Source organism: Alkalicoccus daliensis (assembly GCF_900103955.1).
GTDB lineage: Bacteria > Bacillota > Bacilli > Bacillales > Salisediminibacteriaceae > Alkalicoccus > Alkalicoccus daliensis.
Genome location: NZ_FNIL01000011.1, coordinates 17,762 through 41,683 on the forward strand (window position 1 = coordinate 17,762; position 23,922 = coordinate 41,683).

A 23,922-nucleotide genomic window follows, 5' to 3' on the forward strand; every position below is an offset into this window, starting at 1 on the left:
TTCTTATTAATAAATGCAAAACCTGAACAATTGACGACTGTATTTAATTGTTTCCCTGAATGAAGTCTTTTTAATCAGAGCGTCTGGAAACTAAGCAGCTGTCTTCCATAGAATACTCTCCAACGGTACAACTACCATCTAAAAGTGAAAGACAGATGATTGCTTATACGTTAATATTAATTATGCAAAGTTCATGCCAACTTATTTTTACTTCTATGAAAGCACTTACAATAAATTTTTTCAGTTTATTTTTTTGCACTGTTTTATTTTTTTGCATACAAACGAAAAAAATTTTTGCACCAAAGCAGGTTTGCACTTACAATACAAAGTGGAGAACTAAAACAAAGGAGGGGAAACTGATGACAATTCCCACAATTCCTGAAGTATATAAAGAACTGCTCGACGCAATTGATGTCGGTATCCATATTATAGACATGGATGGCAGTTCTCTCGTTTACAACCGGAAAATGTCTGAGATCGAAGAAATGAATAAAGAAGAAGTACTGAGGAAAAACATTATGGAAATTTTTCTTTTTCAGTCAGAGGAAGAAAGCAGGCTGCTGCAGGCGCTTCAGTCTGGAAAAGTACATAAAAATGAAAAGCAGGTATATTTCAACTTTAAGGGGCAGGAAATCACTACGATTAACGATACATTTCCGCTGGTTTCCGAAGGAAGGAGAATCGGCGCTGTAGAAATCGCAAGAGATATTACAAAACTGCAGCTTCTTACGAGAGAAAATGCAAAAGAACGAACGGCCGCACGTTTTACATTCGATCAGATAATCGGAGACAGCCCTGTCCTTCGGGAAGTTATTCACCATGCAGAAAGAGCTGCGAGAACTTCTTCTTCTGTTTTAATCTATGGGGAGACCGGAACCGGAAAAGAACTGTTTGCACAGAGTATACACAACGCGAGCAGCAGAGCTTCGGCTCCGTTTGTCAGCCAGAACTGTGCCGCTCTTCCTGATTCCCTCATTGAAGGTCTTTTATTCGGCTCAGTCAAAGGGGCATTTACAGGAGCTTCCAGCCATGCCGGTCTCTTTGAACAGGCAGAAGGCGGTACGTTAATGCTTGATGAAATCAATTCCCTCAGCGCACCGCTTCAGGCAAAACTTCTCCGCGCACTGCAGGAAAAAACGATCCGCAGACTGGGCGATACTAAAGACAGAAAAGTTGATGTGAGAATTATTGCCACTATGAACGAAGATCCCGCTGCAGCTATTGAAGAAAACCGCCTGAGAGAAGATTTGTATTACAGACTGAGCGTCGTCTCAATCGTTGTACCTCCTTTAAGACAGCGCAGGCAGGACATCCCTGTATTAACAAGTTATTTTATTTCCAAATATAATGAAATGTTCCAGCTGGAAGTACCTGCAATTACGGAGGAAGTAGAAGCAGTGTTCAACCGCTATGACTGGCCGGGAAATATCCGTGAGCTTGAACATATGATTGAAGGGGCAATGAATTTAATTTACAGCAGCGAAGCAATTGAATACAGCCACCTTCCGCTGCATCTGCGTACAAAATTCTCTACTTCAATGGACATGCTCCCCCCGCTTGAGGCAGAGGCATCCACCTTTGTGGCCAAGCCGCTGAAAACTTACCTGGAAGACGTGGAGCGGGAGTACATTCAGCAGATGCTCGCCCGCAACAATCAGAATGTCACAAAAACCGCAGCAGAGCTTGGCGTCAGCAGGCAGAGTCTGCAGTACAGAATCCGCCGTCTTGAATTTTAACTTTTCATTTGATGATCTGCGAGTTTTCGGTAAAGAAGGTGATTTTCATACAGAGAAGCATGCGTGCCGCTACCTGTGACCTCACCTTCTTCCAATACAATAATCTGGTCAGCTCCGGTAATCGTGGAGAAACGATGGGCAATAATTACCGTCGTTCTCCCTTCCATCAGTTTCGCAAGTGCATCCTGCACATGTTTTTCAGACTGGCTGTCAAGACTTGCTGTTGCTTCATCCAACAGCAGTATCTCCGGATCACGAAGCAGTGCTCTTGCAATCGCAATCCGCTGCTTCTGCCCTCCGGAAAGCATAATTCCCCGCTCTCCCACCTGTGTATGCAGCTTGTCCGGCAGAGACTCCACAAAGTCTTTTACATGCGCTGCTTCCAGAGAAGCCCAACTTTCTTTTTCAGCGGCTTCTTCCGGAAGTCCATAATTCAAATTCTCCCAGATCGATCCTGCCATGAGGGGGCTGTCCTGCGAAACGTAGCCGATTTTCTGGCGCCACTGCTTCAGCTCCAGCTTATCTATCCGCTGCTCTCCATAGAGAATACGTCCCTCGACCGGCTGATAAAATCTTTCCAGCAGAGAAAATACTGTTGTTTTCCCTGCTCCACTCGGTCCCACAATCGCAGTAACTCGATTTGCGGGAAGGACAAAAGATACTTTTTTCAGGACAGGACTGGAGGAGGGATAGCTGAAATACACCTCTTCAAAAAGAACTGATTTGTGAGAAGCTGCTGATTCGTATTTCCCGCCTTCTTCTTCTTCATGTTCCAGGAGCTCCCGGATGCGCTCCGTTGCTCCCATCGCTTTTTGAAGCTCCGCAAAGAACGAAGTAAACTGCGTCACGGGAACGATAATTAAAAACAAATATAAGATAAAGGCGACCAGTTCCCCGGCAGTAAGTGCCCCTGCCGCTACGCGTACACCACCGTATCCAATAATAAAGACAAGCATCAGCATCATCGCAAGAGATATCAGCGGATTAAGTATCGCCATCAGTTTCGCTTCCTTTAAACCGTAGCGGAACAATTCATTTGTCCGTTCCGTGCCGCGTTCCTGTTCCTGACGCTCGGAAGTATACATTTTTACGAGCCTGATTTCTGAAAGCACGCCGCTTAACACAGCTGTATATTTTGCCATCTCTCCCTGCAGTGATTTGGAGATCCGGTACATCTTCCGCCCGATCGGCAGTATCACAAACAGCATTACCGGTACAGAAGTAAGCATTACTACGGTCATCTGCCAATCAAGCCAAAGCAGAATTGCCACGGCTCCGACCATAGATAAAACACCTGTAACCGCAGATACCAGGTGTCTTGTAATCAGGCTTTTTACAATGTTGGTATCGTTTGTCAGCCTGCTTACTGTTTCACCGGTTTCCTGTGTATCAAAATAACTGACCGGAAGTGCGAGCACTTTTTTCCATATCCGCGTCCGCAGTCCGCGCACGATGTATTCCCCGATATATGTAAGCAGATATAAAGAAAAACCAGTACTTAAAGCCTGTACAAAAAACAGCCCTAAAAACAGAAATACAAATGTATATTCAATTCCGCCTGCTGCAATATTATCCACTATCTGCTGCGTGAATAACGGAATCATCAGCCCCACCGCAGTTTCTACGATGCTCAAAACAATCGCAAAACTTAAGATCCAGACAGGCGGCTTCGTTTCCCGGATTAATCGCAGAAAAGGGCGCCATTGGTTTATTTTCTTTTCATCAGACATTTTATTCCTCCCCACAAAAAGGAGGTCTCCTCATTTCTTCAAGGACACCTTCGTTTTACAGATTATTTAAATGACGTCACTCATTGAATGTTTTCAGGTCAGTCAAAAACTGCCGCGGAGTGGTCTTACATCTCTGCCAGGAGAAACAAGAAGTGCCCCCGCGGAACATAATATAGAAGAGACAGATAAGTTATAAGTGCAGTTAACTGAGCCTTCCCTCAAAATTTAAGGAAGCTGGACCGGTACTACAGTAATCTCTTCTCTTTCCTCATTAACAAACTGGACTTCTTCCAAACTGAAAAACTTGGCCGTAAGCTCTACAGCTTCCTGAAACAATGCCAGATCTTCGGTATCGTTTCCGGAAAAACGATAAAACACATACGCAATTTCTTCTTCATATCTTACATCTTCTACTTCAATGTCTTCGGTAATCGGTGACAGATAAGGATTGCCTGCTGAAGGATTCTCCATTCTTTCAAGCGTTTCATCAAATGAGAGCGGGTCTCCCGCACCGTTGGTCATTTGTTCACCAGCCGCACGTGCACTCACAAATTCATCACCTTCTGTAAGATAGTATCCACGATTCATTAAAGACAGTTCGAGATAGCTTTCCCCACTTTGTCCAAAGGACACCTCTTCACTTCCCGCAAGAAAATGTACATTCGTCACTTGATGAATAGACAGAATTTCCTGCAGCATATCCGCTGCATACAGCTGTTCAGTACTTGCCAGTGACTCAAGCATAGTGTCTTCTTCAAAAATGAGAGTCGCCTCCCCCGGGGATGGGGAATCAAAAGCTACTTCTTCCAAAGCTTCAAACGCCTCGGTCGATACTGCGAGACTATCCTGAATTGCCATAAAGGAAGCTTCCTCTTTTGTCACTCCTGCAGTTTCCACAGTGGAAAGAGAAATGACCTGGCCGCCATCTAAATCGCTTACAGAGGCAGTAACATATGTGGTTCCTTCTTCTTCATATACATACTCCACTTCTACAGCATTTATTTCGTTCCCGTTTTCTTCCAAAGCTTCTTCTTCATTCATATTTTCTTCACTATTATTTTCTTCGCCTGCTGCTGTAAAAATGTTTTCTTCATTATCTATATTGCTGCTGTTATCTGAAGAAGATGGGACACCTTCCTCCTGCGGGTCATTCACAGTTTCATTACTGCTCTCTGCTGCTTCATCTGCAGCAGACTCTTCAGATTCCGATGCAGTGTTGTTATCACTTTCCTGCGCAGGAACTGCATTGTCTGTACTGTTTTCATCTGGAACGTTATTCCCGGTTACTGCAATTTGATTTTGAGGCGCCTGGTTTTCACTGGACATAAACATCCCGCTGTTCATAAATGAAGGGATCATTAATATGACGAGAAGTACAGCTGCCGCTGAAGCAAGCGTTGGAAAAAACCACTGTTTCCCATGCTGCTGTTTTATTCTGGAAGGTGTTCCGGAAGCCTTCCGCTGTTCTATCGCCTGGAACAATTCATCTTTCGTCTGGCTGTCTTCAATTTTCGGCAGTTTTGTTAATGTTTTCTCAATCTCTTCTTCAGACCAGTCCTTCTTGCTCACTGCGTTTCCTCCTTTCTTTCAAAAGAATCTTCATATGCTTTTAAATGTTTTTGAAGTGCTTTAATTGCCCGGTGCTGGGTTGTTTTCACTTTGCTTTCTGACCAGCCGAGTATTTCAGCGCTTTCTGCAATGGAAAGGGCCTGCACATAGCGGAGGATCATTACCTGCTGCTGATCATGTGTGCATTTTTCGAGCATTTTATATATGTGCTGAATCTCATCCTGCTGTGCAACAATCTGATCCGGAAGCGGCTGCTTATCTTCTATTTCAAATTCGCGTTCGCTCCACTCATATTCTTTGCCCTCAAATTTCCGTTTTTTTCGAGACTGCCTTCTGATCCAGTCGATGGCTACATGCTTTGCAATCGAATACAGCCAGGTTTTTTCACTGCTTTTTCCTTCAAAGGTTTCGAACGAATGGAGTACTTTTATATATACTTCCTGCACAAGTTCTTCCGCAGTTTCACGATTTCGGACGAGGTAAAATAAATATTGGAATAATTGCTGATGGTAGGCAGAGTAAAGCCGTTCAAACTCCTCCCTCACAACATTACCTCCCTGCTTAATCTATTTGTCGTTTTCAATTGGTGAATGTTACACCATAATTTGAAATATGTACATGCTCTATTGTACCAGAATTATTCTGGGGAAAGGATGTAACCTTTTTCTCCTTATATTCCTTAAAAAGAAGCATTCCTGTTCAATTTTCAGGAGAAGTGATTTCAAAATCGTTCGTTCCCTTTCAAACACCCCATGATGAAATTGATCTGGGAAATAATTTTGAAATATCGATAGACCGCTGAACACAATTAAAAAGCCCCCGGGATTAAACCGACGGCTTCCTGTAAGTATATTATTTCATACTTTTTGAGATGGTTCATTTCTTTTTGGAACAATATTAAATATTTCTCCTGTTTCAAAAAGGGAAATGACTTCATTTAACCATTCATAATATGCTTCAGCAGAGCGAAGTTTTTCCAAATCAAGAGATGCTTTATGTTTTACTTCTTCGCTGTCTGCATTTTTACTTAATTCCTGCAGCTTCTGCTTTGTATCACACAACGCCTGATGGTTCTTGGCAGCCGACTGGCTCCAGCGTTTAATAAATACGGTTGAAAAAGATTTATACCAGTCGGGGTTCGTCCGGTAGAGATCTTTTCTCACACCTTTCTCCCAGGCTTTTTCTATCATGTTTGCTTCAGAAAGTGCTCTCACTCCAGTGCTCATACTCGTTTTACTCATGCCCAGAGACTCACTCATTTCATCAAGCGTCATTGGCTTTTCTGCGAAGAAAATAGTGCCGTAAAGCCTCCCTATCGAATTCGTGATATCATATAGATGTACATTATTTGCAATTTCGGTAATAAAACGGTCCCTGGCTTTGTCTAACTCCATTTCTTCCTGGTGCTGTTCATTCACGGTGTCAGTCCTCCCTACTCCTAACTTCTTATCTACCTATAGTATCAAAGCGCTTTCCCTTTCAAAAATACCACTTCAATGTGTAAGCAAGAGGGAATTGTAGTATTATAGAGATATGCTTATATAATCTTTGTACAGTTTTTTCTGTACGAACTTTTTATACGTATTTGTCGAATTTTATCATTTGAATTCTAAATCTATTACACGTATAGTATGAAAGGTCCGATTTTTATTTGAGATTATTACATTTTTCAATGGAAATGCGGCTATTGTTCTACCTTACTGCATAGAAAAGTTCCGTAAAAACTTTCTCTGCTGCAGTGAACATAGCATCTATCTTCTGGCTGCAGAAGCTGTTCAACGAAGAAGTTTATTCTCCGCCCGTTTGAAAGTCCACTTTTCCTTTGACCTAAAGTTGGGCGTACTGTTTTCTTCAGTGATATTACATAAACGGAGAAAGCGGAGCTTGAGAGATTTATTCGTAAAATTTAGTTTTACTTAGGAATGCTTTAAAAAATTATGAAACGAGGTGATCCTCTTGGCTAAAATCGAAGTACGCAACCTATCAAAGATTTTTGGTAAACGTCCTAAACCTGCACTGGAAATGCTGCGGGAAAAGCGATCGAAAGATGAAATCCTTAAAGAAACAGGATTAACAGTCGGCGTAAACCGGGCCACCTTCGATGTAGAAGAGGGAGAAGTATTTGTAATCATGGGCCTCTCCGGAAGCGGGAAGTCTACTCTGGTGCGTCTATTAAACAGATTGATTGATCCAACGGACGGGCAGATCCAGCTTGATGGAGATGACCTGGCGAAGATGGATAAACAGGCGTTAAATGAAGTGCGCAGAAAAAAAATGAGTATGGTGTTCCAGAAATTTGGTTTATTCCCATTCAGAACAATTCTGCAGAATGTAGAATATGGGCTTGAAATTCAAGGGATGGAAAAAGCGGAGCGTAAAAAGAAAGCTACGGAATCTTTAGCGCTTGTAGGACTAAAAGGTTATGAGGATCAATATCCTGACCAGCTTTCCGGAGGTATGCAGCAGCGTGTAGGACTTGCGCGTGCACTTGCGAACGATCCGGATATCCTGCTGATGGATGAAGCTTTCTCTGCTCTGGATCCGCTTATTCGAAAAGATATGCAGGATGAACTGCTTGATCTGCAGGTGACCATGCAGAAAACAATCGTTTTTATTACACACGACCTGGATGAAGCACTGCGAATTGGAGACCGCATCATGATTATGAAAGACGGTGCCATCGTGCAGATTGGTACGCCTGAAGATATTCTCATGAATCCGGCGGATGAGTATGTCAGACGCTTCGTTGAAGACGTAGACCGTTCTAAAGTTTATACAGCAGAAAATATTATGATTCGTCCCGAAACAATCAACGGCGAAAAAGATGGTGCCCGTGTGGCGCTGAAACGCATGCGTGATGCGAATATATCCAGCATTTATGTAGTCAACCGCTCACGGCAGCTGCAGGGAATTGTCCACGCTGCCGATATTGCAGAAGCTGTAAAAAATGATGAGCGGGATATCCGTCCTTATATTCAGACGGACGTGCCAACCTGCGAAAAAACAATGCCGATGCATGACCTGTTTGATTTAACTTCAACCTCCTCCGTTCCAATTGCGGTGGTCGGCGAAAACAATAAACTGGAAGGCATTGTTATCCGCAGTCAAATTCTTGCTGCGTTGTCTGGAAAAGAGGTGAATATCGTTGAGTGAAGCATGGGAAGCAATTTATAACTGGTTTGATGCTATTCTTGACTTTCTCCCTGAACTGCCGGTCGGCACGTGGATTGAAGATTTCGTTGACTGGCTGAGAGGCGCAGAGTTTGCCGGGCTTATCTTCGGCGGAATCCGGGGAGCAGTCGGCTGGACCACGGAATTATTTGATGGTTTTTTCAGTTTAATTCCCCCAGTGTTATTTATTCTTATCTTAACTGTTCTCAGTTACCTGCTTGTACGCAAATCAGGTAAGTATGGACTGCCGATTTTAGTATTCTTCGGCCTGCTCTTTATTGAAAGTATCGGTTACTGGGATGACTTAATCCTTACCCTCTCCCTAGTAATTACAGCAACATTAATTTCCGTCATTATCGGTATTCCTGTTGGAATCTGGATGGCGCAGAGTGATCTTGTAAGGAATATAGTTACTCCAATACTGGATTTCATGCAGACTATGCCTGCTTTCGTATACCTGATCCCGGCCGTGGCTTTCTTCAGCATTGGTATTGTGCCAGGGGTTATCGCATCAGTTATTTTCGCAATGCCGCCTACGGTCCGGTTTACCAACCTCGGTATCCGGCAGGTGCCAAGTGAAATTATTGAAGCATCAGATGCGTTTGGTTCTACTTCCAAACAAAAACTTTTTAAAGTACAGCTGCCGATGGCCAAGGTAACAATGATGGCTGGTGTGAACCAGACAATCATGCTTGCCCTTTCCATGGTAGTAATCGCTGCGATGATCGGTACGGACGGTATCGGCCGCCAGGTTTATTACGCGGTAGGACGAAATGACATGGCGATGGGCTTTGAAGCAGGTATCAGCCTTGTAATTCTCGCAATTATTCTTGACCGCTTGACGCAGGCTTTAAATCCAGCCAGCCGTAAAGCATAAAAATGGTTTTCGCCTTTTTCTCAAAAAGGATGATATAGAAAAAATAGAAACAAAAGGAGTGGTTATTACCATGAAGAAAATGAATAAGTTCGGACTAGCTGCAAGTTTATCACTAGGCCTCGTTATTGCAGGCTGCGGAAACGACACAGAGAACGAAGACAACACGAATAACGCGGCTGATAATAACAATGCCAACGTTACAGAAGATAATAATGCGAACGAGGAAAACAATGCAGCGGACGATGCAGAAAACAATAACGCAGAAGACGGTGAAGCTGCCGGCGGCGACTATGGTGAAGAGCTTGATTACACAATCACTGGTATTGATGCTGGAGCAGGCGTTATGTCTGCAGCAGAAGAAGCAGTGGAAGTTTATGAGCTTGGAGACTGGACTGTGCAGGCAAGCTCTGATGCTGCAATGACACAGGCACTTGCAGATGCATATGAAAATGAAGAGCCGGTGATTGTTACTGGATGGACACCTCACTGGAAATTCGCGGAATTCGACCTGAAGTTCCTTGACGACCCTGAAAACGTGTTCGGTGAAGCAGAAGATATTCACACTTTCGTACGTGAAGGTCTTTCTGACGATATGCCGGAAGCTTATGAAGTACTAAATAACTTCCAGTGGTCAGAAGATGAAATGGGTGAAATCATGTCCGCTATCCAGGAAGGCGAAGATGAAGAAGAAGCTGCACGCGCCTGGGTTGATGAAAACGAAGATATGGTTTCTGAGTGGACAGATGGTGTTGATTCTGTCGATGGAGAAGAAATCGAGCTTGTATTCGTAGCATGGGATTCTGAAATTGCTTCTACGAATATGATTGCACTTGTTCTTGAAGATCTTGGTTACGATGTAACAATGAATCCACTGGAAGCAAACTTTATGTTCCAGGCTGTTTCTGAAGGTGAAGCTGATGCAATGGTAGCTGCTTGGCTGCCGGGCACACATGAGCATCTTTTAGAAGATTACGGTGATTCTATGGAAGATCTCGGAGCAAACCTTGAAGGTGCACGCACTGGACTTGTAGTTCCTGAATACATGGATATTGATTCTATCGAAGATCTTCAGCAGTAATAGTAAAAAGCGGTCCCTTTGGGGGCCGCTTTTTTTAGAGTGTTTATAAAGCAAGGATTTTTGTATATGTATGATTTGCTGGGTATGGGTTTTCCTCCGCTTTCCGGCGGAAGCTTGCCGTGGGCTGGTCTTCAGCTATTTCCAATACCCGTGGGCATTGGAAAGGATCTTCAGACTGCGCTCAATTCCACAGGCGTCACCGCCGGAAGATATGGAGAATAGTTTTTTATAGAAAAAGCTGCGCTTGTACTGGAGACGCTGTATAAAATATAATCCTGTTTTTCAGCTGCAGCCGCAGAAGGTCGACTCCCGTGAGGATGAAGAACGATTCTTAAATCTTCTCAAGTGTTTTTACCGGGAGAATATAGTAAGCATGCGAGAAACCAGCCAATGATTTGGCTGCGTGAAGCCATCCTCCTCTTTTAAAAAGGCAGGTCAGCTGAGAGAGTTCCCTCCGGAAAGCGTACCTTCAAAGGCAAAGCATAAAAGCACATACTTATACAGAAAAATATTTTTCAACAGCTTGTAAAAAGCGGTCCCTTTGGGGGCCGCTTTTTTGATACTTATTTTCAAATCAATCGACTACTTTTTTTGCTTTTTTCTGTGCTTTCTTAGCCACATAGGTGTCCCGGATCCAGTAAATAATAAACCTGATCGCCACTGTGTGCATAATTACGCCGCTTACTGTAAGAAGTGTAACAATGATCGTCCCTGTTGTTGTCTGCGGGTCAATATAGGCGTATCCAAAAAACACAAGCGAAGCCACACTCCCGAGCCATGCTTCTGCATAATGCTCCAGCTGTTCTGTCTCCGCTAAATAAAGGGGGATCGTACATATAAATACGAGCAGTATAATAGCAGGAATAATATGTGTTAATTTTTGTTTCGCAATTAATTTAATGGCTGGCTTCGTATAATATTTTGTCATTACTTTCAGCCGGAAAAAATGCAGTACCCGGGCAATTCTCGCAAATTGAAAAATCGCATCCAGCGGTATAATAGCAATTACCATAAAAGGATGCCCTTTAATAAACTTCCACTTTTTCTCTGCTTTATAAAAACGAATGGAAAAATCCACAAAAAAGATTCCCCATGTTCCCCAGACAATCACATCTTCGAATCTCGTTTCATACCAGATGGTTGCTACGGCAGCAAAAGCCAGAAGCACCATAAAACCTTCGTATATCATCTCGGGAATACTTCTGTTTTTCAAACTTTATCCCCCTCCCTCCTTCTACTATAACCAAACAATTTCCCTCTTTCTACCTCATTCTAACTTCCCTGAAGATTTCTCTTATTATTTTAGCCCAGTTAATGCTCATGGCTCTTACGCATAAAAAGTGATTGTCACTTCCTGGTTATCATTAAGTTTGTTTCTTCCTTATAAAAGCAGTATTAACAAGCTCCATCGAATGGAGAGAAGGCTGCCTTGAAAATAAAAGTTTTGCTAAAAAGAAGTTAATAATACTGCTTCACTTTCGGAGAGACTGCTCCAAGGACTTTTATTCGACGAATTTCCTCAAAAAAAAAAAGCGAGATAACATTCTGTCTTCTAACGTGTAACCTTTTTCCTATAAAGCCGTCTAATATAGAGAACATTCATTACATAATATAAATATAAAAGGGGCGTTTTTTATGAAGAAATTATCTTATATTTTATTTAGTACTTTCGTTATTGGTACATTGGCAGCATGCGGGCAGGGAAACGAAGATACTGACAATGAAAATATCGGTGGAGCGGATGAAGTGGAAGAAAATCTGGATGAAGTGAACGAGGAAAATAACCTAACTGAAGAAAATAATGAAAACAACAATGTGGAAGAGAATTCCGATACAAACGAAGCAGATGCTGATAACACGGATAATGAAGTTTCTACTGAGAACAACAGTGGAAACAACGAAAATAACGATACGGAAAATAACGCTGCAGATAATAATGCAGAGGTAATTGAAGAAGATGATCAGGTGATTGAAGATCCTACAGATGCTTCCAATAACAATGAAGAAGCAGATAATGAAAGTGAAGATGCCAATACAGAGAGCAATGAGGGGGAAGCAGAGGCAGCTGCAGGAGTATCCCCTTTATATCTTTACTTTTCAGATGCTGAATTAATGAATACTTATCGTGTAGAAGCGGATACAGATGTGCCCCTGAATGAAGCTGGTGCGATGGAAGCCATGGAGCTCTGGGCAGCCGGTCCTACTTCTGAAGAGCTCTACAGCCTCCTTCCTGAAGGTGTCAGTGTACAGTCCGTGGAACTTGAAGATGATACAGCACACGTTTCATTTTCCTCTGAAATTCAAGATGCGAATCTGGGCTCAAGCGGCGAAGGCATGCTTACAGAGCAGGTGGCTATGATGATGGAGCAGTTTAATGCGGAGAAAACACTTATCTTAATTGATGGTGAAACATCCGAAAATTTTCTTGGGCATATGGATCTCAGTACTCCAATCCAAGCCGGCAGCCCGGATGAATATGAAATTTTCGAATAAATAGTATAACTATCTTTAGAAAGCTGAGCCATACTGAAGTGATTTTCAGATGCTCAGCTTTTTTATGGGTAATCACGGCTCTAATAGTTTCATCACAGTATTTCTCCGGCTGTAAAGAATTCGTCACTTCTTCTTTTTATTCATTTCATGCTACACTGAATGTTGGAATGTAAGTTTTAGAAGGAGCTTGAAATATGGATAATTTCCCTCACACCCTTGTCGGCCAAAACAGTAATTACTATTATAATGCTGCATCTTATAAGAACCCTTTTCGATTTTCCGGCTGGAACTGGGCTGCTTTTCTGCTTGCACCTTTTTGGGCCGCTTCAAGACATATGTACATACTCAGCGCAGCATATTTTGGTACGGTGCTGTTATTCCTGTTAATAGAATCATTTCTGCCAGCGCTGCTGAACCTTACTGCCGATGCGGAGCCTTCGCTGTTTTTATTAGTTTTTCCAATGCTGCTGCTTCACTCGTTTTTTGGGCTGGCAGGAAATCCGCTGTACCTTCGGAAAATCCGCAGGCAGCTGCAGATGCAGGAAAGTGGAAAAAGCACTGCACCTTTGTTTCGCGCTTCCGGACGGAGTACTGCTGCAGGAGTACTTGTAACAGCGCTTTTGGCAGCCCTGACTGCTTATCCGTTTGTACTTGCAGAAGAATGGATGTATAATCCTCCGCTCGAAAATGGGATATATGTATATAATGACGAAGCCCAGACCCCTGCTGGACAAATCAATGTCGCCGAAGAGCCTGTGTTCCAAAAGTATGACGCCAGAATTAACCTTCTTTATGTAGGTGAATCACTGGAAAACCGCACATTAGCTTTTGAGTTGTTTTTTCTAAATAACGGTATCTGGGAAAGTATAAACGACCGTTCTTTTACTTTCTTTTCCCAGGACCGGCTTTCTCTCGGCTTACTGGACGCCGAAGATCCTGCGGTCAGAACAGGAGAATACCGCGTAGATCTTTTTATTGATACACAGCTCTACGATTCACAGACGTTTTATGTGGCTGCACCAGGTTCTTAATGAATCTGGTTCAGCCTATTTTTGTTCCGTTCGGCACCGGCTCGTCAATATTTAATAATACGACATCCCCTTCCCCTGGAATGCCTCCCAGCACAAGAACTTCTGAAGTAAATCCGGCAATTTTCCGCGGTGGAAAATTTACAACAGCTGCAACTTGTTTTCCTACCATTTCTTCCGGGGTGTACCGCTTCGTAATCTGGGCGCTTGATTGCTTCTTTCCTATCTCATCACCGAAATTAATCACCATTTTCACTGCTGGCACCCTTGCTTTTTCCAGCTCCCCTGCTTCTATTACTGTTCCAATCCGAATGTCCAGCTTTAAAAAATCTTCAAATTCTGCCATGTTTTTTCTCTCCTTCTTTATACAGACGATAAAAAATAATTCTGCGAATACAGGTCTTTATTTATCTGCTTTCGTGTATCGGCGAACATGCGCAGCTTAAATCCTGAATATACTTTATTTCCTTATTTATTTTCCGTCTGCATTGCTTTTGAATTTCTTCCTCGTCTAAGCATTCAACATTTCTCCTCTTTTTCCTGCTTTACAGGACAATTTACCTCCTTCTTCCTATTATTGAAATAAATATGCGTTTCTGAGGGTAGACACTTAGGGAATAATAAAATATGATGAGTGCTGTCACTTCTTTCCCAGAAGAAATACATAATTATTTCAGTACTCTTAATTTACAGCTGCTCTTTTATTTTTCTGTACGATTCGATGAGTAACATAGGGAGATACTTTTGAGAAACAGGATGTATGCGCGGAAAAGGAAGCCCTCCAGATGAAAAAATGCATTTTCTTTTATTCTGGATATTTCTTTCTGATGAATAACCTCTTTATTGTATCCAGCAGTATTAATTTCTTAATTCGTCGAAAAAAATCTTAAAAAAGGGGGAGTATCTGCATCTCAGCAGATCACACTACTATATGAAAAATTACTCCTATGAAACGAAAAAACCAAGTATTGTTTTTTTCATCTCTGCACCACTTGTACTTGCCTTTGTTCTCTGGGGACTTTTTTCTCCAGGTTCACTGGAGGAGGCTTCCGGTATAGGGCTTGCCTTCACGCTCAACAATTTCGGCTGGTTTTATATGCTGTCGACCGCTTTCTTTATTGGATTTGTTCTTTTTCTCGCCGCCAGCCCCTTCGGAAAGTTAAAGCTGGGGAAACCTGATGAAAAACCTGAGTATAATTTTTTTACCTGGCTTGGAATGCTGTTCTCTGCCGGAATCGGGGTAGGTTTTGTTTTCTGGGGCGTTGCAGAACCTGTACTTTATTTCTTTGATCCTCACCCTGACTATGCAGGTGCGACAGAAGGCACAAGAGCAACAGCAGGACTCCGATATGGTGTTTTTCACTGGGCACTGCATCCCTGGGCAATTTTCTCCCTGGTAGCTTTAACGCTTGCTTATGTACAGTTCCGAAAAGATCAGCCTGCGTTAATCAGCTCTGCATTTCATCCGCTTATTGGCGATAAAGCCTCAGGAGCTTTCGGAAAAGGGATAGACACTCTTGCTGTGCTCGCCACCTCTACCGGGGTCGCTACTACTTTCGGATTGAGCGCGCTGCAGATCTCTGGAGGTTTTTCCTACCTGTTTGATGGAATTGAAAATACAGCAACAACCCAGCTGACAATTATCGGTATTGTTACCGTACTGTTTATGTTTTCAGCTGCTACAGGGGTGAACAAAGGGATTCGTATTCTGAGTACGATTAACCTTTCTCTTGCATCACTTTTGCTTTTATTTGTTATTGTTGTTGGCCCGACATTATTTATTGCACAGAATTTTGTAACAACGATAGGCGGCTACTTGTCCAACGTTCTATCCATGAGCCTTGATCTTGACCCTTATGGCGATGGTGAGTGGCTTGGCAATAATACTATCTTTTTCTGGGCATGGCATATTTCCTGGGCACCGTTCATGGGTATCTTTATTGCCCGTATTTCCCGCGGAAGGACAATTCGGGAATTCGTTGCCGGCGTACTGATTGTGCCCTCTATTCTGGCAGCAGTATGGTTTACGACATTTGGCGGTACCGCGCTGAATTTAATTCTCGGCGGGAACGATGTGATTGGTGATATGGTGACAGCCGATGCCGAGCTGGCTCTCTTTGCAACGCTTGGCGAGCTTCCTTTAGCCGGCCTGATGAGCGGTCTCGCTATTTTATTAATTATTATCTTCTTCATTACTTCTGCAGACTCCGCTTCGTATGTGCTCGGAGCAATGACGAGCAGCGGCAGCCTCAGTCCTAAACTTGCAGTTAAAATCCTATGGGGTCTCCTAATTGCAGGAACAGCAAGTGTTCTTCTATTAAGCGGCGGGCTGGAAGGTCTTCAGACTGCCTCCATTGTTGCAGCACTTCCTTTCGCGATCATCATGGTTGTCATGATCTTTTCATTAATAATTATGATGTCTAAAGACTTGAAAGCTGACAAAATAAAGGTTCGAAAGAAAGAACGCCGCCTGGTGAAAGATGAAGTGTTCGGCGGAATGAAGGAAAACGTGTTTGATGAAGAAATACGGGATGATTTAAAAGAAGATGTTCGTGAAGAGCTCTACGATGATATTAAGGCAGATGTGAAAGAGGAAGTTTACGAACAGGTAAAAGACGAAGTATATGACGATATTAAAGAAGAAGCATATCAGGAATTTAAAGAAAAGATTTACGAAGACCTTCGGGATGAGTTTGAGGAACAGTTTAATAATAACGATGACACTACGGAGAAAAAACCACCGGAGAATAAATAAAACAGTTTTAACCTGGCAGCCCTCGCATTTGTGAGGGCTGTTTTTTGGAGGATAAGAGAGATTGGTATTTATCCGACACAGTAAAAATCCGCATATTTTTTATGTGGATTTCGTTTCTCCGTAACGTCCGGCGATGACCGTGAGGATGAAGCATAGCCGGATTTGATTATATTATAAGTGGATCGGAGTAAAGTATAGTGTGATCGGAGTAAAATATAAGCGGTCCAGAGTAAATTATAGAAGCTTCGAACGATAATAAGGCCGCCCACAGTAAAATAGCGCAGCAGGAAGAGAATGTCAGCTGATTTTTATGCCAAACGGTAGAAATAAAACAGGCTCATATGCTCTGCAAGGGGTTGTGGCTCTAAGATCATCACAGGAGAGGACCGTGAGGATGAAGCATAGGCGGATTTGAATATATTATAAGCGGATTGGAGTAAAGTATAGCGGGATCGGAGTAAAATATAAGCGGTCCAGAGTAAATTATAGAAGCTTCGAAGGATAATAAGGCCGCCCACAGTAAAATAGCGCAGCAGGAAGAGAATGTCAGCTGATTTTTATGCCAACCGGTAAAAATAAAACAGGCTCATATGCTCTGCAGAGGAAAGCAGGACCTATAGGCGGGGAAAATACAGGAAAAGGCAGCTTCCGCTTTACTGACTCCGGCTGCTTACAGGAAGGTTCCCCTTTCCCTCCCATAAAAAATACCCCTGCCGAAGTCAATCGACAGGAGCTTTTTTTTATTTTTGCATTTCGTCATTGTAGCCGAACATCCAAGTAAGAAGGAATGCAGTTCCAGCTGCAATAACATTTGTAAGTGCGTATAATAAAGCACCTGTAACAGTATCAAGATATAACAGGAACCCTGGAATAACAGTAATAGCCATTCCTGTTGCCTGGAGGTTGAAAAGTGCTGCAAAGAATCCACCTGCTGCTCCCCCGATAAGCCCCATTACAAACGGCTTTCCGTAACGAAGGTTTACACCAAAGATGGCCGGCTCTGTAATACCGAGAAAAGCAGACAGCGAGGAAGGAAGCGCGATTGCTTTTAATTTTTTCGCTTTCGTCTTCAGTCCGACTGCCAGTGCTGCACCACCCTGTGCTGCAATCCCTGCTGTAATCAGCGCATTAAATGGATTTAATCCATTATCAGCCAGCAGCTGGATTTCAAACAGATTGAAAATGTGGTGTACCCCTGTAATAACGATCACCTGGTGAAGGCCGCCAATGATTAAGCCGCTGATACCAAATGGAAGCTCAAGTACTACTGTAGCTCCAGCCATAATTGCCGCTTCTACAGCAGAAAAGATTGGTCCAAGTACAAACAATGCAGCTGTGATCATAATCAAAAGCGTTAAGAACGGTGTTAAGATAAGGTCCAGTGCTTCCGGAATACGAGCGCGAAGCCATTTTTCCAGCTTTGCACCGACAAATCCGGCAATAAATGCTGGCAGTACAGAGCCCTGATAGCCAATGACCGGAATAAATCCAAAGAAAAGCAGCGGATCTACGTCTCCCGAACCTACATCATAAGCATTCGGAAGCGCCGGATTTACAAGCATCAGGCCGAGTACAATACCAATAACCGGACTTCCTCCGAATACCCGGAAGGCGGACCAGGCGATTAACGCCGGCAAGAATGCAAAGGCGGTGTCAGTCAGTACCTGTGTGTAAAGAAGGAAGTTATCTGGAAGTGCGTCCGGATATACGTTGGTAATTAATCCTCGCAGTCCCATAAATAAACCCGTTGCTACAAGAACAGGAATGATCGGAACAAAAATGTCTCCAAAAGTACGAAGCAATCTTTGTATAGCATTTCCCTGCTTGCTCGTTTCTTCTTTCTGCTCCGATTTTGAGGATTCGGAAACTCCCAGTTCTACAATTTCATGATGAATTTTGTTGACTGTTCCTGTACCAAGTATTACCTGGAACTGTCCGGAATTATAAAAAGCTCCTTTCACCTTATCTATCTCTTCGACCCTCTCCTGGTCAATTTTCTCTTTGTCTCTTACCATCAAACGCAGTCTTGTTGCACAGTGCGCAGCTGATAAAATGTTGTCTTCTCCGCCGACGGCTTCAATCAGCTCCTCGGCTATTCTGCGGTTTTCTTCTGCCATGCTGCCTGCCCCTTTCTTTAATAAAAAATTAACTAACCACCATATAAAATTCAAAAATGGAAGGAATGTGTAATCGATTCCACTTTACGGTAATAAAAATGAAAGCGATTTATGAAATCGATTCCATTTATTATATTAAACTATCTCGTTCTAAAAGTCCATAGTTCATTACTGATTTTTTTACACTCTTTTTACCTGATTCTAATTGCTCTAATAGCAGCCTTGCTGACTCCCTTCCTGCCTCTTCATATTGATAATCAATCGTTGTAAGCGGCGGTGTGACGTACCTGGAAATTTCCGAAGCGCCAATCCCGGCTATTCCAATTTCCTCCGGTACCCGGAGTCCCCGCTTCCGGATAGTCTGCATCGCCCCTACTGCCAGCCGGTCTGTCACTGCAAAGACAGCTTCCGGCCTGGTACTGCATACCTGCAGCATTGCCTCCATCGAAGCTTCCCCGGACTGAATGTTAAAGTCAGCCTGCTGCATCCAGCCTTCCTGAATTTCAATATTTTCTTCGTTCATTACATCGAGATATGCTTGTTTTCGAAACTGTCCTACTGCCTGATCCGTTTCTTCCACTCCAATAAAGCCGATCCTGCGGTAGCCTTTGGAAATCATTTTCTTCATTATTGTTTTTGCTGCATTGAAATCGTCATATATAACTGAAGAAACTTCCGGCAGATCCTGTCCTACCGCAATCAGTGGCACACGCAGTTCCCGGATCGTCTGCATCAGCGTTTCTTCCCGGTTCGTTGCGGCTAAAATAATGCCATCTACTCTTCTGCTTTCCAACAGCTTCAGCTGCGCAATTTCTTTTTCTTTATTTAAACTGGAATTCGCAAGCAGAATCTGGTACCCGGATGCACTTAAAATTTCATCTATTCCTTCCACAATCCGGCCCAGCGTTTCTGTGCTGATTTTTGGAAGTACCACCCCGATAACTTTTGTTCTTTGGAGCCGCAGAGATTTAGCCTGCTCACTTGGAACGTACCCGGTTTCTTCAATTACTTTCGTTATTTTTTTCCGCGCTTTTTCACTAACATATCCTGACTGATTTAAAGCACGTGATACAGTCGTACGCGAAACTCCTGCAAGCCTGGCGATTTCATTGATATTTACCATTATTTCACCTCCCCTAAAATATCCTACCACTAAAATAATTTGAAATCTAATGAATTGAAACCTGATGTTCTGCAGGTAAACTTTCCAAAAAACATCCCTTTTATAACCGCCTCTTTACTCACGGAAGGAAGGTTTTCTGCGGGTACTGTCTCCGTGGATCCACCCTGCCGGAAGCATGAAAAAGACCACCCCTGAAGGTGGTCTCCTGTTATGAGTGTATTAAACTGCAGTAACGTTGCTTGCCTGCGGCCCACGGCTTCCTTCAGTAATTTCGAATTCAACTTCCTGGCCTTCTTCCAGCGTTTTGTAACCTTCTGCCTGAATAGCAGAGAAGTGTACAAATACATCGTCTCCATCTTCACGCTCAATAAATCCAAATCCTTTTTCTGCGTTAAACCATTTTACTTTTCCTTTTTCCATTCTTCATCGGCCTCCTAAATAAAATTCTTTGAATCGTTTGAATCATTTCCTGCCTTTTCTTTGAAAGAGGCCTTAAAATGTTTCTCAATTCAAATAAACTACATGGAAATAATACCATTATTCCCAATTCAAATCAATGCTGTAATTTAAAAAATCTGAAAATTGACAGCGCTTTATACATTGTCATGAAAGACTTATCTCTCACTTTGCACTTCTACTTTCTGCTGAAGTTCATGTCTGTATTTTTCCAATTCGTTTTCTGCCGTTACAATATGATATTCTGCTTCAGCTTTTATCGTATATATTCCCGGCTCCACATCCAATTCTACAGTGTAGCCTGTCCGCTCATCATCTTCTTCCATTGTCGTCTGCTGGTCCACATCAACATCTTCTTCTTCTCCTTCAAACAGGAGCTCATCTTCCTCCCGAATTTCTACAATCCTCGCTATACTATGGCCAAATTGAAAAACCGCTTCCTCTTCCCCTTCATATGTAACGACGGGTGATACGTACAAAGTGCCGCCGCTGTACTCAGGCGCTAAGGATAGGGTTACTTCTTCATGGGCCCCTGCTTCATTGCACCCCTGCAGCGTGATCACGGAAGCAGCTATTAATTTGAACAACATCTTCATGCCTATCTCCCCCTGTCTCTTCCTTATTTTACGAAAATATCGGAAGTTCGTAAACAGGCGAATTGGTAATTTCAGGAGAAAATATATTTATACAACAAATGGTTTTGCGTTTTTCAAAGACCTCAGAGGCGTATTCAGTATATAACTCTCTAAAAATTGTGCGAGTCCGTCTTCTTCGTGGTCACCTGCAATAAAATCGGCTGCTTTTTTCAGCGGAGTAATGGCATTGCCCATAGCCACACCCATCCCGCAGTTACGGATCATTTCCAGATCATTTGGTCCATCTCCGAATGCTGCAGTTTCCTGTCTGGAGACTCCATATTGATGCAGCAGATATTCGATAGCAGACCATTTAGATACTTCTTTTCGTACAAGTTCAAATCCATCATCCCACCTGATGAAGTTACAGTTCTTTTCGTATATTCCTTTCGGCAGCTCAATTCTTTCATGTGATCTGATACTGTATTTTAAAATATTTTCCGGTTCCACCGTCTCAAGATCCCCAATATAATGCGGCTTTCTTTTCGCTTCTGCAGTCCAGCCCTCAGTAATTTCGTCCTCTTTTGCACAATAAAGGGAATCTGCGGTGTGGATCATCATGTTTCTTGGCTTTTTATTCACAAGTGCTGCGTGAAGTTCTTTGCTTGGAGGGATGGTCCGCAGCTGCAGCGGATCTAAAGAAAACCAGTCGTATACACCTGCCCCGTTCAAGCAGATAAGCGGTGTTTTTAATCCGAGTCTTCTGTGATAGGGAAGTGTAATATCCAGGTGTCTTCCTGTAGCAAGAAATACATGCACCCCACGGTTCGCAATCTCCCTGATTACTGCAAGCGTAAGTGGAGAAATTTCGTTATTTTTTTGTAACAGTGTGCCATCCATATCAATAAATACCGCTTTTATTTTCATATTCAAACTCCTCTAAGTCCGGCTTGCTCTCAACGTAACATTTCAACATGAAGACAGTATAAAGAGAGTGTAAGTTTTTTATTTTCTTCATTAATATTATGTAAACAATTTTATGTGAATAAAAGAATTATGCAGTTAAATACAGTAAATAGAAGAAAACAGCTAATGACGCACGCTTACATTCCATTTTGTTTTTTGATCGGCAGCTGTTATAATCCGTGTGTTCACTACGGACCGAGTTCTTCGAGGAAGAGCTCAAAATAAAATATATGGAAAGAGGTGCACGGCTTGACTACGATCGAAAAAATTAAAAATGAATGGTTCAGCAATGTGAAAGGAGATGTTCTTGCTGGGATGGTAGTAGCGCTCGCGCTGATCCCTGAGGCAATTGCCTTCTCTATTATCGCCGGTGTTGATCCGATGGTTGGCTTGTATGCCAGCTTCAGTATTGCTGTGATAATCTCTTTTGTCGGCGGACGTCCCGGAATGATTTCCGCAGCAACTGGAGCAATGGCGCTGCTCATGATTACTCTTGTAGCAGACCATGGCTTAGAATACCTCCTTGCCGCCACGATTCTAACTGGTATCCTGCAGATCCTGTTTGGTGTGTTTAAACTTGCGAAACTGATGAAGTTTGTGCCGAGGTCTGTCATGATAGGCTTCGTGAATGCACTGGCAATTTTAATCTTCACCTCGCAGCTGCAGCATTTTGTAAATGAAACCTGGGTGATGTATGCCTTAGTAGCATTAACGCTCGTTATTATTTATATACTGCCCCGTTTTACGAAAGCTGTTCCTTCTACACTCGTTGCTATTGTAGTAGTAACTGCGCTTGCGATTATGATGAATTTCGGAGTTCGTACAGTTGGAGATATGGGAGCACTTCCGGATACTCTTCCTGTATTCCTGATTCCAAATATTCCTTTAAACTTTGAAACATTGGCAATTATTTTCCCTTACTCTCTTGCACTGGCAATGGTAGGGATTCTGGAATCATTGCTGACTGCCTCTATCGTAGATGATATGACAGATACAGATAGTGATAAGAATAAAGAAAGCCGTGGACAGGGTATCGCGAACGTAGCTACCGGATTTGTCGGCGGAATGGCAGGCTGTGCGATGATTGGGCAATCTGTCATCAACGTGAAGTCCGGCGGAACCGGCAGATTGTCCGCACTTGTAGCCGGAGTCTTCCTGATGTTTCTGATTATTGTTCTCGGAAATTGGGTCGTGCAGATTCCTATGGCCGCGCTCGCCGGGGTAATGATCATGGTTTCAATTGGAACTTTTGACTGGTCATCCGTTACGAATATCCATAAAATTCCCCGTACTGATGCCATTGTTATGGTCACTGTTGTAGGTACCGTAGTTTACACGCACGACCTCGCTATCGGAGTATTTGCCGGGGTTATCTTGAGTGCCATCTTCTTTGCCTGGAAGCTTTCTCAGGTGAAAATTGAAGAGCATTACAGTATGAAAATGAAGACGATGACGTACGAAGTGCACGGCCAGCTGTTCTTTGCTTCTGTACAGGATTTTGTTACTCAGCTGGATTACGAACTTGATGCAAAACATGTTATCCTTGATTTATCGAATGCTCACTTGTGGGATGATTCTGCGGTAGGAGCGCTTGACAAAATTGAGCATAAATATGGGCTGCGCAATATTACTGTAGAAATTACAGGCCTGAACAAAGAAAGTTCGCAGCTTATGGAAAAAATCGGCGGTTTAAGCAAAGCTTCCGGACATTAAGGAGAGCTGAACAAATGTTCAAGAAAATTCTTTTAGCAATTGACGGGTCCAAACACAGTGAACGTGCTACAGAAAAAGCTATTGAACTGGCCAAGCTGCAGGATAGTGCTTCTATTGAAATGCTGTATGTAGTTGCTGGCAACAAATCGAAATCTGATGTGCTGCATTACGGGGATTCAGATACCGCTTCTCTTAAGCGTAAACGTCTGCTTGCTGATTATAAGGAAATGATCGAAGCAGAAAATATTTCTACGGATACTACGGTACTCCATGGAAAAGACGGAACTGCGGAAGCTATTATTGCTCATGCAAATGAGCATGATTATGACGTGCTTGTCCTCGGCAGCCGCGGACTGAATACGATGCAGACAATGGTGCTCGGCAGTGTCAGCCACAAGGTAGTAAAGTACGTAAAAGCTCCTGTATTAATGGTCAAGTAATTTAAAAAACAGCCTTTCTTCCATGAAGAGAGGCTGTTTTTCCTTATCCGGACCTGAATAGGAAGTATGCTAAACTAACGGTAAGAGCTTATGGA

Annotated in this window: 21 protein-coding genes; 10 read left to right on the top strand and 11 right to left on the bottom strand. The window is 42.9% G+C overall.

All coding sequences use genetic code 11. The features are described from left to right. Positions 1-359 precede the first annotated feature (359 nt). Positions 360-1,736, top strand: coding sequence for a sigma-54 interaction domain-containing protein (locus BLP92_RS14335; RefSeq protein ID WP_090843639.1), 1,377 nt, complete (start codon positions 360-362; stop codon positions 1,734-1,736). On the opposite strand, the gene BLP92_RS14340 is transcribed toward BLP92_RS14335, so the two are convergent. The 4 genes from BLP92_RS14340 to BLP92_RS14355 all read right to left on the bottom strand — a co-directional run bounded on the left by BLP92_RS14340 (position 1,733) and on the right by BLP92_RS14355 (position 6,453). Beyond that, positions 1,733-3,466 carry an ABC transporter ATP-binding protein gene (locus BLP92_RS14340; protein WP_090843640.1) on the bottom strand — a complete coding sequence of 578 codons (1,734 nt, stop codon included), beginning with the start codon at positions 3,464-3,466 and terminating at the stop codon, positions 1,733-1,735. The genes BLP92_RS14335 and BLP92_RS14340 overlap by 4 nt on opposite strands. Positions 3,467-3,691: 225 nt before the next feature. Further along, the gene (locus BLP92_RS14345; RefSeq protein WP_090843641.1) at positions 3,692-5,035 is read right to left on the bottom strand and encodes a hypothetical protein; all 1,344 of its coding nucleotides are present in this window, start codon (positions 5,033-5,035) and stop codon (positions 3,692-3,694) included. Then, on the bottom strand, positions 5,032-5,580 hold the full coding sequence (sigX, locus tag BLP92_RS14350; RefSeq protein WP_090843642.1) for an RNA polymerase sigma factor SigX: 549 nt from the start codon (positions 5,578-5,580) through the stop codon (positions 5,032-5,034). Before sigX ends, BLP92_RS14345 begins: the two co-directional genes overlap by 4 nt. A 312-nt stretch (positions 5,581-5,892) precedes the next feature. Beyond that, positions 5,893-6,453: a GbsR/MarR family transcriptional regulator gene (locus BLP92_RS14355; protein WP_244516865.1), complete on the bottom strand. Its 561-nt coding sequence runs from the start codon at positions 6,451-6,453 to the stop codon at positions 5,893-5,895. A 538-nt stretch (positions 6,454-6,991) separates the two neighbouring features. Between BLP92_RS14355 and BLP92_RS14360 the strand changes: the two genes are divergently transcribed. The 4 genes from BLP92_RS14360 to BLP92_RS18085 all read left to right on the top strand — a co-directional run bounded on the left by BLP92_RS14360 (position 6,992) and on the right by BLP92_RS18085 (position 10,383). Further along, on the top strand, positions 6,992-8,188 hold the full coding sequence (locus BLP92_RS14360; RefSeq protein ID WP_090843643.1) for a quaternary amine ABC transporter ATP-binding protein: 1,197 nt from the start codon (positions 6,992-6,994) through the stop codon (positions 8,186-8,188). Continuing rightward, positions 8,181-9,083 carry an ABC transporter permease gene (locus BLP92_RS14365; protein WP_425284448.1) on the top strand — a complete coding sequence of 301 codons (903 nt, stop codon included), beginning with the start codon at positions 8,181-8,183 and terminating at the stop codon, positions 9,081-9,083. Before BLP92_RS14360 ends, BLP92_RS14365 begins: the two co-directional genes overlap by 8 nt. A 70-nt stretch (positions 9,084-9,153) precedes the next feature. After that, the gene (locus tag BLP92_RS14370) at positions 9,154-10,161 is read left to right on the top strand and encodes a glycine betaine ABC transporter substrate-binding protein (RefSeq protein ID WP_090843644.1); all 1,008 of its coding nucleotides are present in this window, start codon (positions 9,154-9,156) and stop codon (positions 10,159-10,161) included. A gap of 66 nt (positions 10,162-10,227) precedes the next feature. Further along, entirely contained in the window at positions 10,228-10,383 is a 156-nt protein-coding gene (locus BLP92_RS18085; RefSeq protein ID WP_175444314.1) for a hypothetical protein, read from the top strand. A 352-nt stretch (positions 10,384-10,735) separates the two neighbouring features. Here BLP92_RS18085 and BLP92_RS14375 read toward each other — a convergent pair whose 3' ends face one another. Beyond that, a complete protein-coding gene (locus BLP92_RS14375; protein WP_090843645.1) occupies positions 10,736-11,374 on the bottom strand; it encodes a hypothetical protein in 639 nt (212 codons plus the stop codon). Between the two features lie 422 nt (positions 11,375-11,796). On the opposite strand from BLP92_RS14375, the gene BLP92_RS14380 reads away from it, so the two are divergent. Next, positions 11,797-12,654 (top strand): GerMN domain-containing protein, encoded by an 858-nt coding sequence (locus BLP92_RS14380; RefSeq protein WP_090843646.1) that lies wholly within the window; start codon positions 11,797-11,799, stop codon positions 12,652-12,654. Positions 12,655-12,848: 194 nt separating this feature from the next. Then, the gene (locus BLP92_RS14385; RefSeq protein WP_090843647.1) at positions 12,849-13,685 is read left to right on the top strand and encodes a DUF2628 domain-containing protein; all 837 of its coding nucleotides are present in this window, start codon (positions 12,849-12,851) and stop codon (positions 13,683-13,685) included. 10 nt (positions 13,686-13,695) lie between these two features. Here BLP92_RS14385 and csaA read toward each other — a convergent pair whose 3' ends face one another. Beyond that, on the bottom strand, positions 13,696-14,028 hold the full coding sequence (csaA, locus tag BLP92_RS14390) for a chaperone CsaA (protein ID WP_090843648.1): 333 nt from the start codon (positions 14,026-14,028) through the stop codon (positions 13,696-13,698). Between the two features lie 585 nt (positions 14,029-14,613). On the opposite strand from csaA, the gene BLP92_RS14395 reads away from it, so the two are divergent. After that, positions 14,614-16,437, top strand: a complete 1,824-nt coding sequence (locus BLP92_RS14395) for a BCCT family transporter (RefSeq protein ID WP_090843649.1) — start codon at positions 14,614-14,616, stop codon at positions 16,435-16,437. A gap of 740 nt (positions 16,438-17,177) precedes the next feature. On the opposite strand, the gene BLP92_RS14400 is transcribed toward BLP92_RS14395, so the two are convergent. From BLP92_RS14400 to BLP92_RS14420, 5 genes are all read right to left on the bottom strand, one after another. Next, positions 17,178-18,554, bottom strand: coding sequence for a sucrose-specific PTS transporter subunit IIBC (locus BLP92_RS14400; protein WP_090843650.1), 1,377 nt, complete (start codon positions 18,552-18,554; stop codon positions 17,178-17,180). A gap of 130 nt (positions 18,555-18,684) precedes the next feature. Then, entirely contained in the window at positions 18,685-19,677 is a 993-nt protein-coding gene (locus tag BLP92_RS14405; RefSeq protein WP_090843651.1) for a LacI family DNA-binding transcriptional regulator, read from the bottom strand. A gap of 219 nt (positions 19,678-19,896) precedes the next feature. Continuing rightward, the gene (locus tag BLP92_RS14410) at positions 19,897-20,097 is read right to left on the bottom strand and encodes a cold-shock protein (protein WP_090843652.1); all 201 of its coding nucleotides are present in this window, start codon (positions 20,095-20,097) and stop codon (positions 19,897-19,899) included. 194 nt (positions 20,098-20,291) lie between these two features. Next, a complete protein-coding gene (locus BLP92_RS14415; protein ID WP_090843653.1) occupies positions 20,292-20,729 on the bottom strand; it encodes a hypothetical protein in 438 nt (145 codons plus the stop codon). Between the two features lie 87 nt (positions 20,730-20,816). Further along, entirely contained in the window at positions 20,817-21,635 is an 819-nt protein-coding gene (locus BLP92_RS14420; protein WP_090843654.1) for an HAD family hydrolase, read from the bottom strand. Positions 21,636-21,923: 288 nt separating this feature from the next. Here BLP92_RS14420 and BLP92_RS14425 point away from each other — a divergent pair, with 288 nt between their 5' ends. Together BLP92_RS14425 and BLP92_RS14430 are read left to right on the top strand one after the other, a co-directional pair. Beyond that, entirely contained in the window at positions 21,924-23,387 is a 1,464-nt protein-coding gene (locus tag BLP92_RS14425) for a SulP family inorganic anion transporter (RefSeq protein WP_425284449.1), read from the top strand. 14 nt (positions 23,388-23,401) lie between these two features. Further along, positions 23,402-23,827, top strand: a complete 426-nt coding sequence (locus BLP92_RS14430; RefSeq protein ID WP_090843655.1) for a universal stress protein — start codon at positions 23,402-23,404, stop codon at positions 23,825-23,827. The last annotated feature ends 95 nt before the right edge of the window (positions 23,828-23,922 follow it).

Excerpts from the sequence above, each read along its gene's own strand:
- BLP92_RS14335 (WP_090843639.1), top strand. The coding sequence starts at position 360 with ATGACAATTCCCACAATTCCTGAAGTATATAAAGAACTGCTCGACGCA.
- BLP92_RS14340 (WP_090843640.1), bottom strand. The coding sequence starts at position 3,466 with ATGTCTGATGAAAAGAAAATAAACCAATGGCGCCCTTTTCTGCGATTA.
- BLP92_RS14370 (WP_090843644.1), top strand. The coding sequence starts at position 9,154 with ATGAAGAAAATGAATAAGTTCGGACTAGCTGCAAGTTTATCACTAGGC.
- BLP92_RS18085 (WP_175444314.1), top strand. The coding sequence starts at position 10,228 with ATGTATGATTTGCTGGGTATGGGTTTTCCTCCGCTTTCCGGCGGAAGC.
- BLP92_RS14380 (WP_090843646.1), top strand. The coding sequence starts at position 11,797 with ATGAAGAAATTATCTTATATTTTATTTAGTACTTTCGTTATTGGTACA.
- BLP92_RS14385 (WP_090843647.1), top strand. The coding sequence starts at position 12,849 with ATGGATAATTTCCCTCACACCCTTGTCGGCCAAAACAGTAATTACTAT.
- csaA (WP_090843648.1), bottom strand. The coding sequence starts at position 14,028 with ATGGCAGAATTTGAAGATTTTTTAAAGCTGGACATTCGGATTGGAACA.
- BLP92_RS14395 (WP_090843649.1), top strand. The coding sequence starts at position 14,614 with ATGAAAAATTACTCCTATGAAACGAAAAAACCAAGTATTGTTTTTTTC.
- BLP92_RS14400 (WP_090843650.1), bottom strand. The coding sequence starts at position 18,554 with ATGGCAGAAGAAAACCGCAGAATAGCCGAGGAGCTGATTGAAGCCGTC.
- BLP92_RS14405 (WP_090843651.1), bottom strand. The coding sequence starts at position 19,677 with ATGGTAAATATCAATGAAATCGCCAGGCTTGCAGGAGTTTCGCGTACG.
- BLP92_RS14410 (WP_090843652.1), bottom strand. The coding sequence starts at position 20,097 with ATGGAAAAAGGAAAAGTAAAATGGTTTAACGCAGAAAAAGGATTTGGA.
- BLP92_RS14415 (WP_090843653.1), bottom strand. The coding sequence starts at position 20,729 with ATGAAGATGTTGTTCAAATTAATAGCTGCTTCCGTGATCACGCTGCAG.
- BLP92_RS14420 (WP_090843654.1), bottom strand. The coding sequence starts at position 21,635 with ATGAAAATAAAAGCGGTATTTATTGATATGGATGGCACACTGTTACAA.
- BLP92_RS14430 (WP_090843655.1), top strand. The coding sequence starts at position 23,402 with ATGTTCAAGAAAATTCTTTTAGCAATTGACGGGTCCAAACACAGTGAA.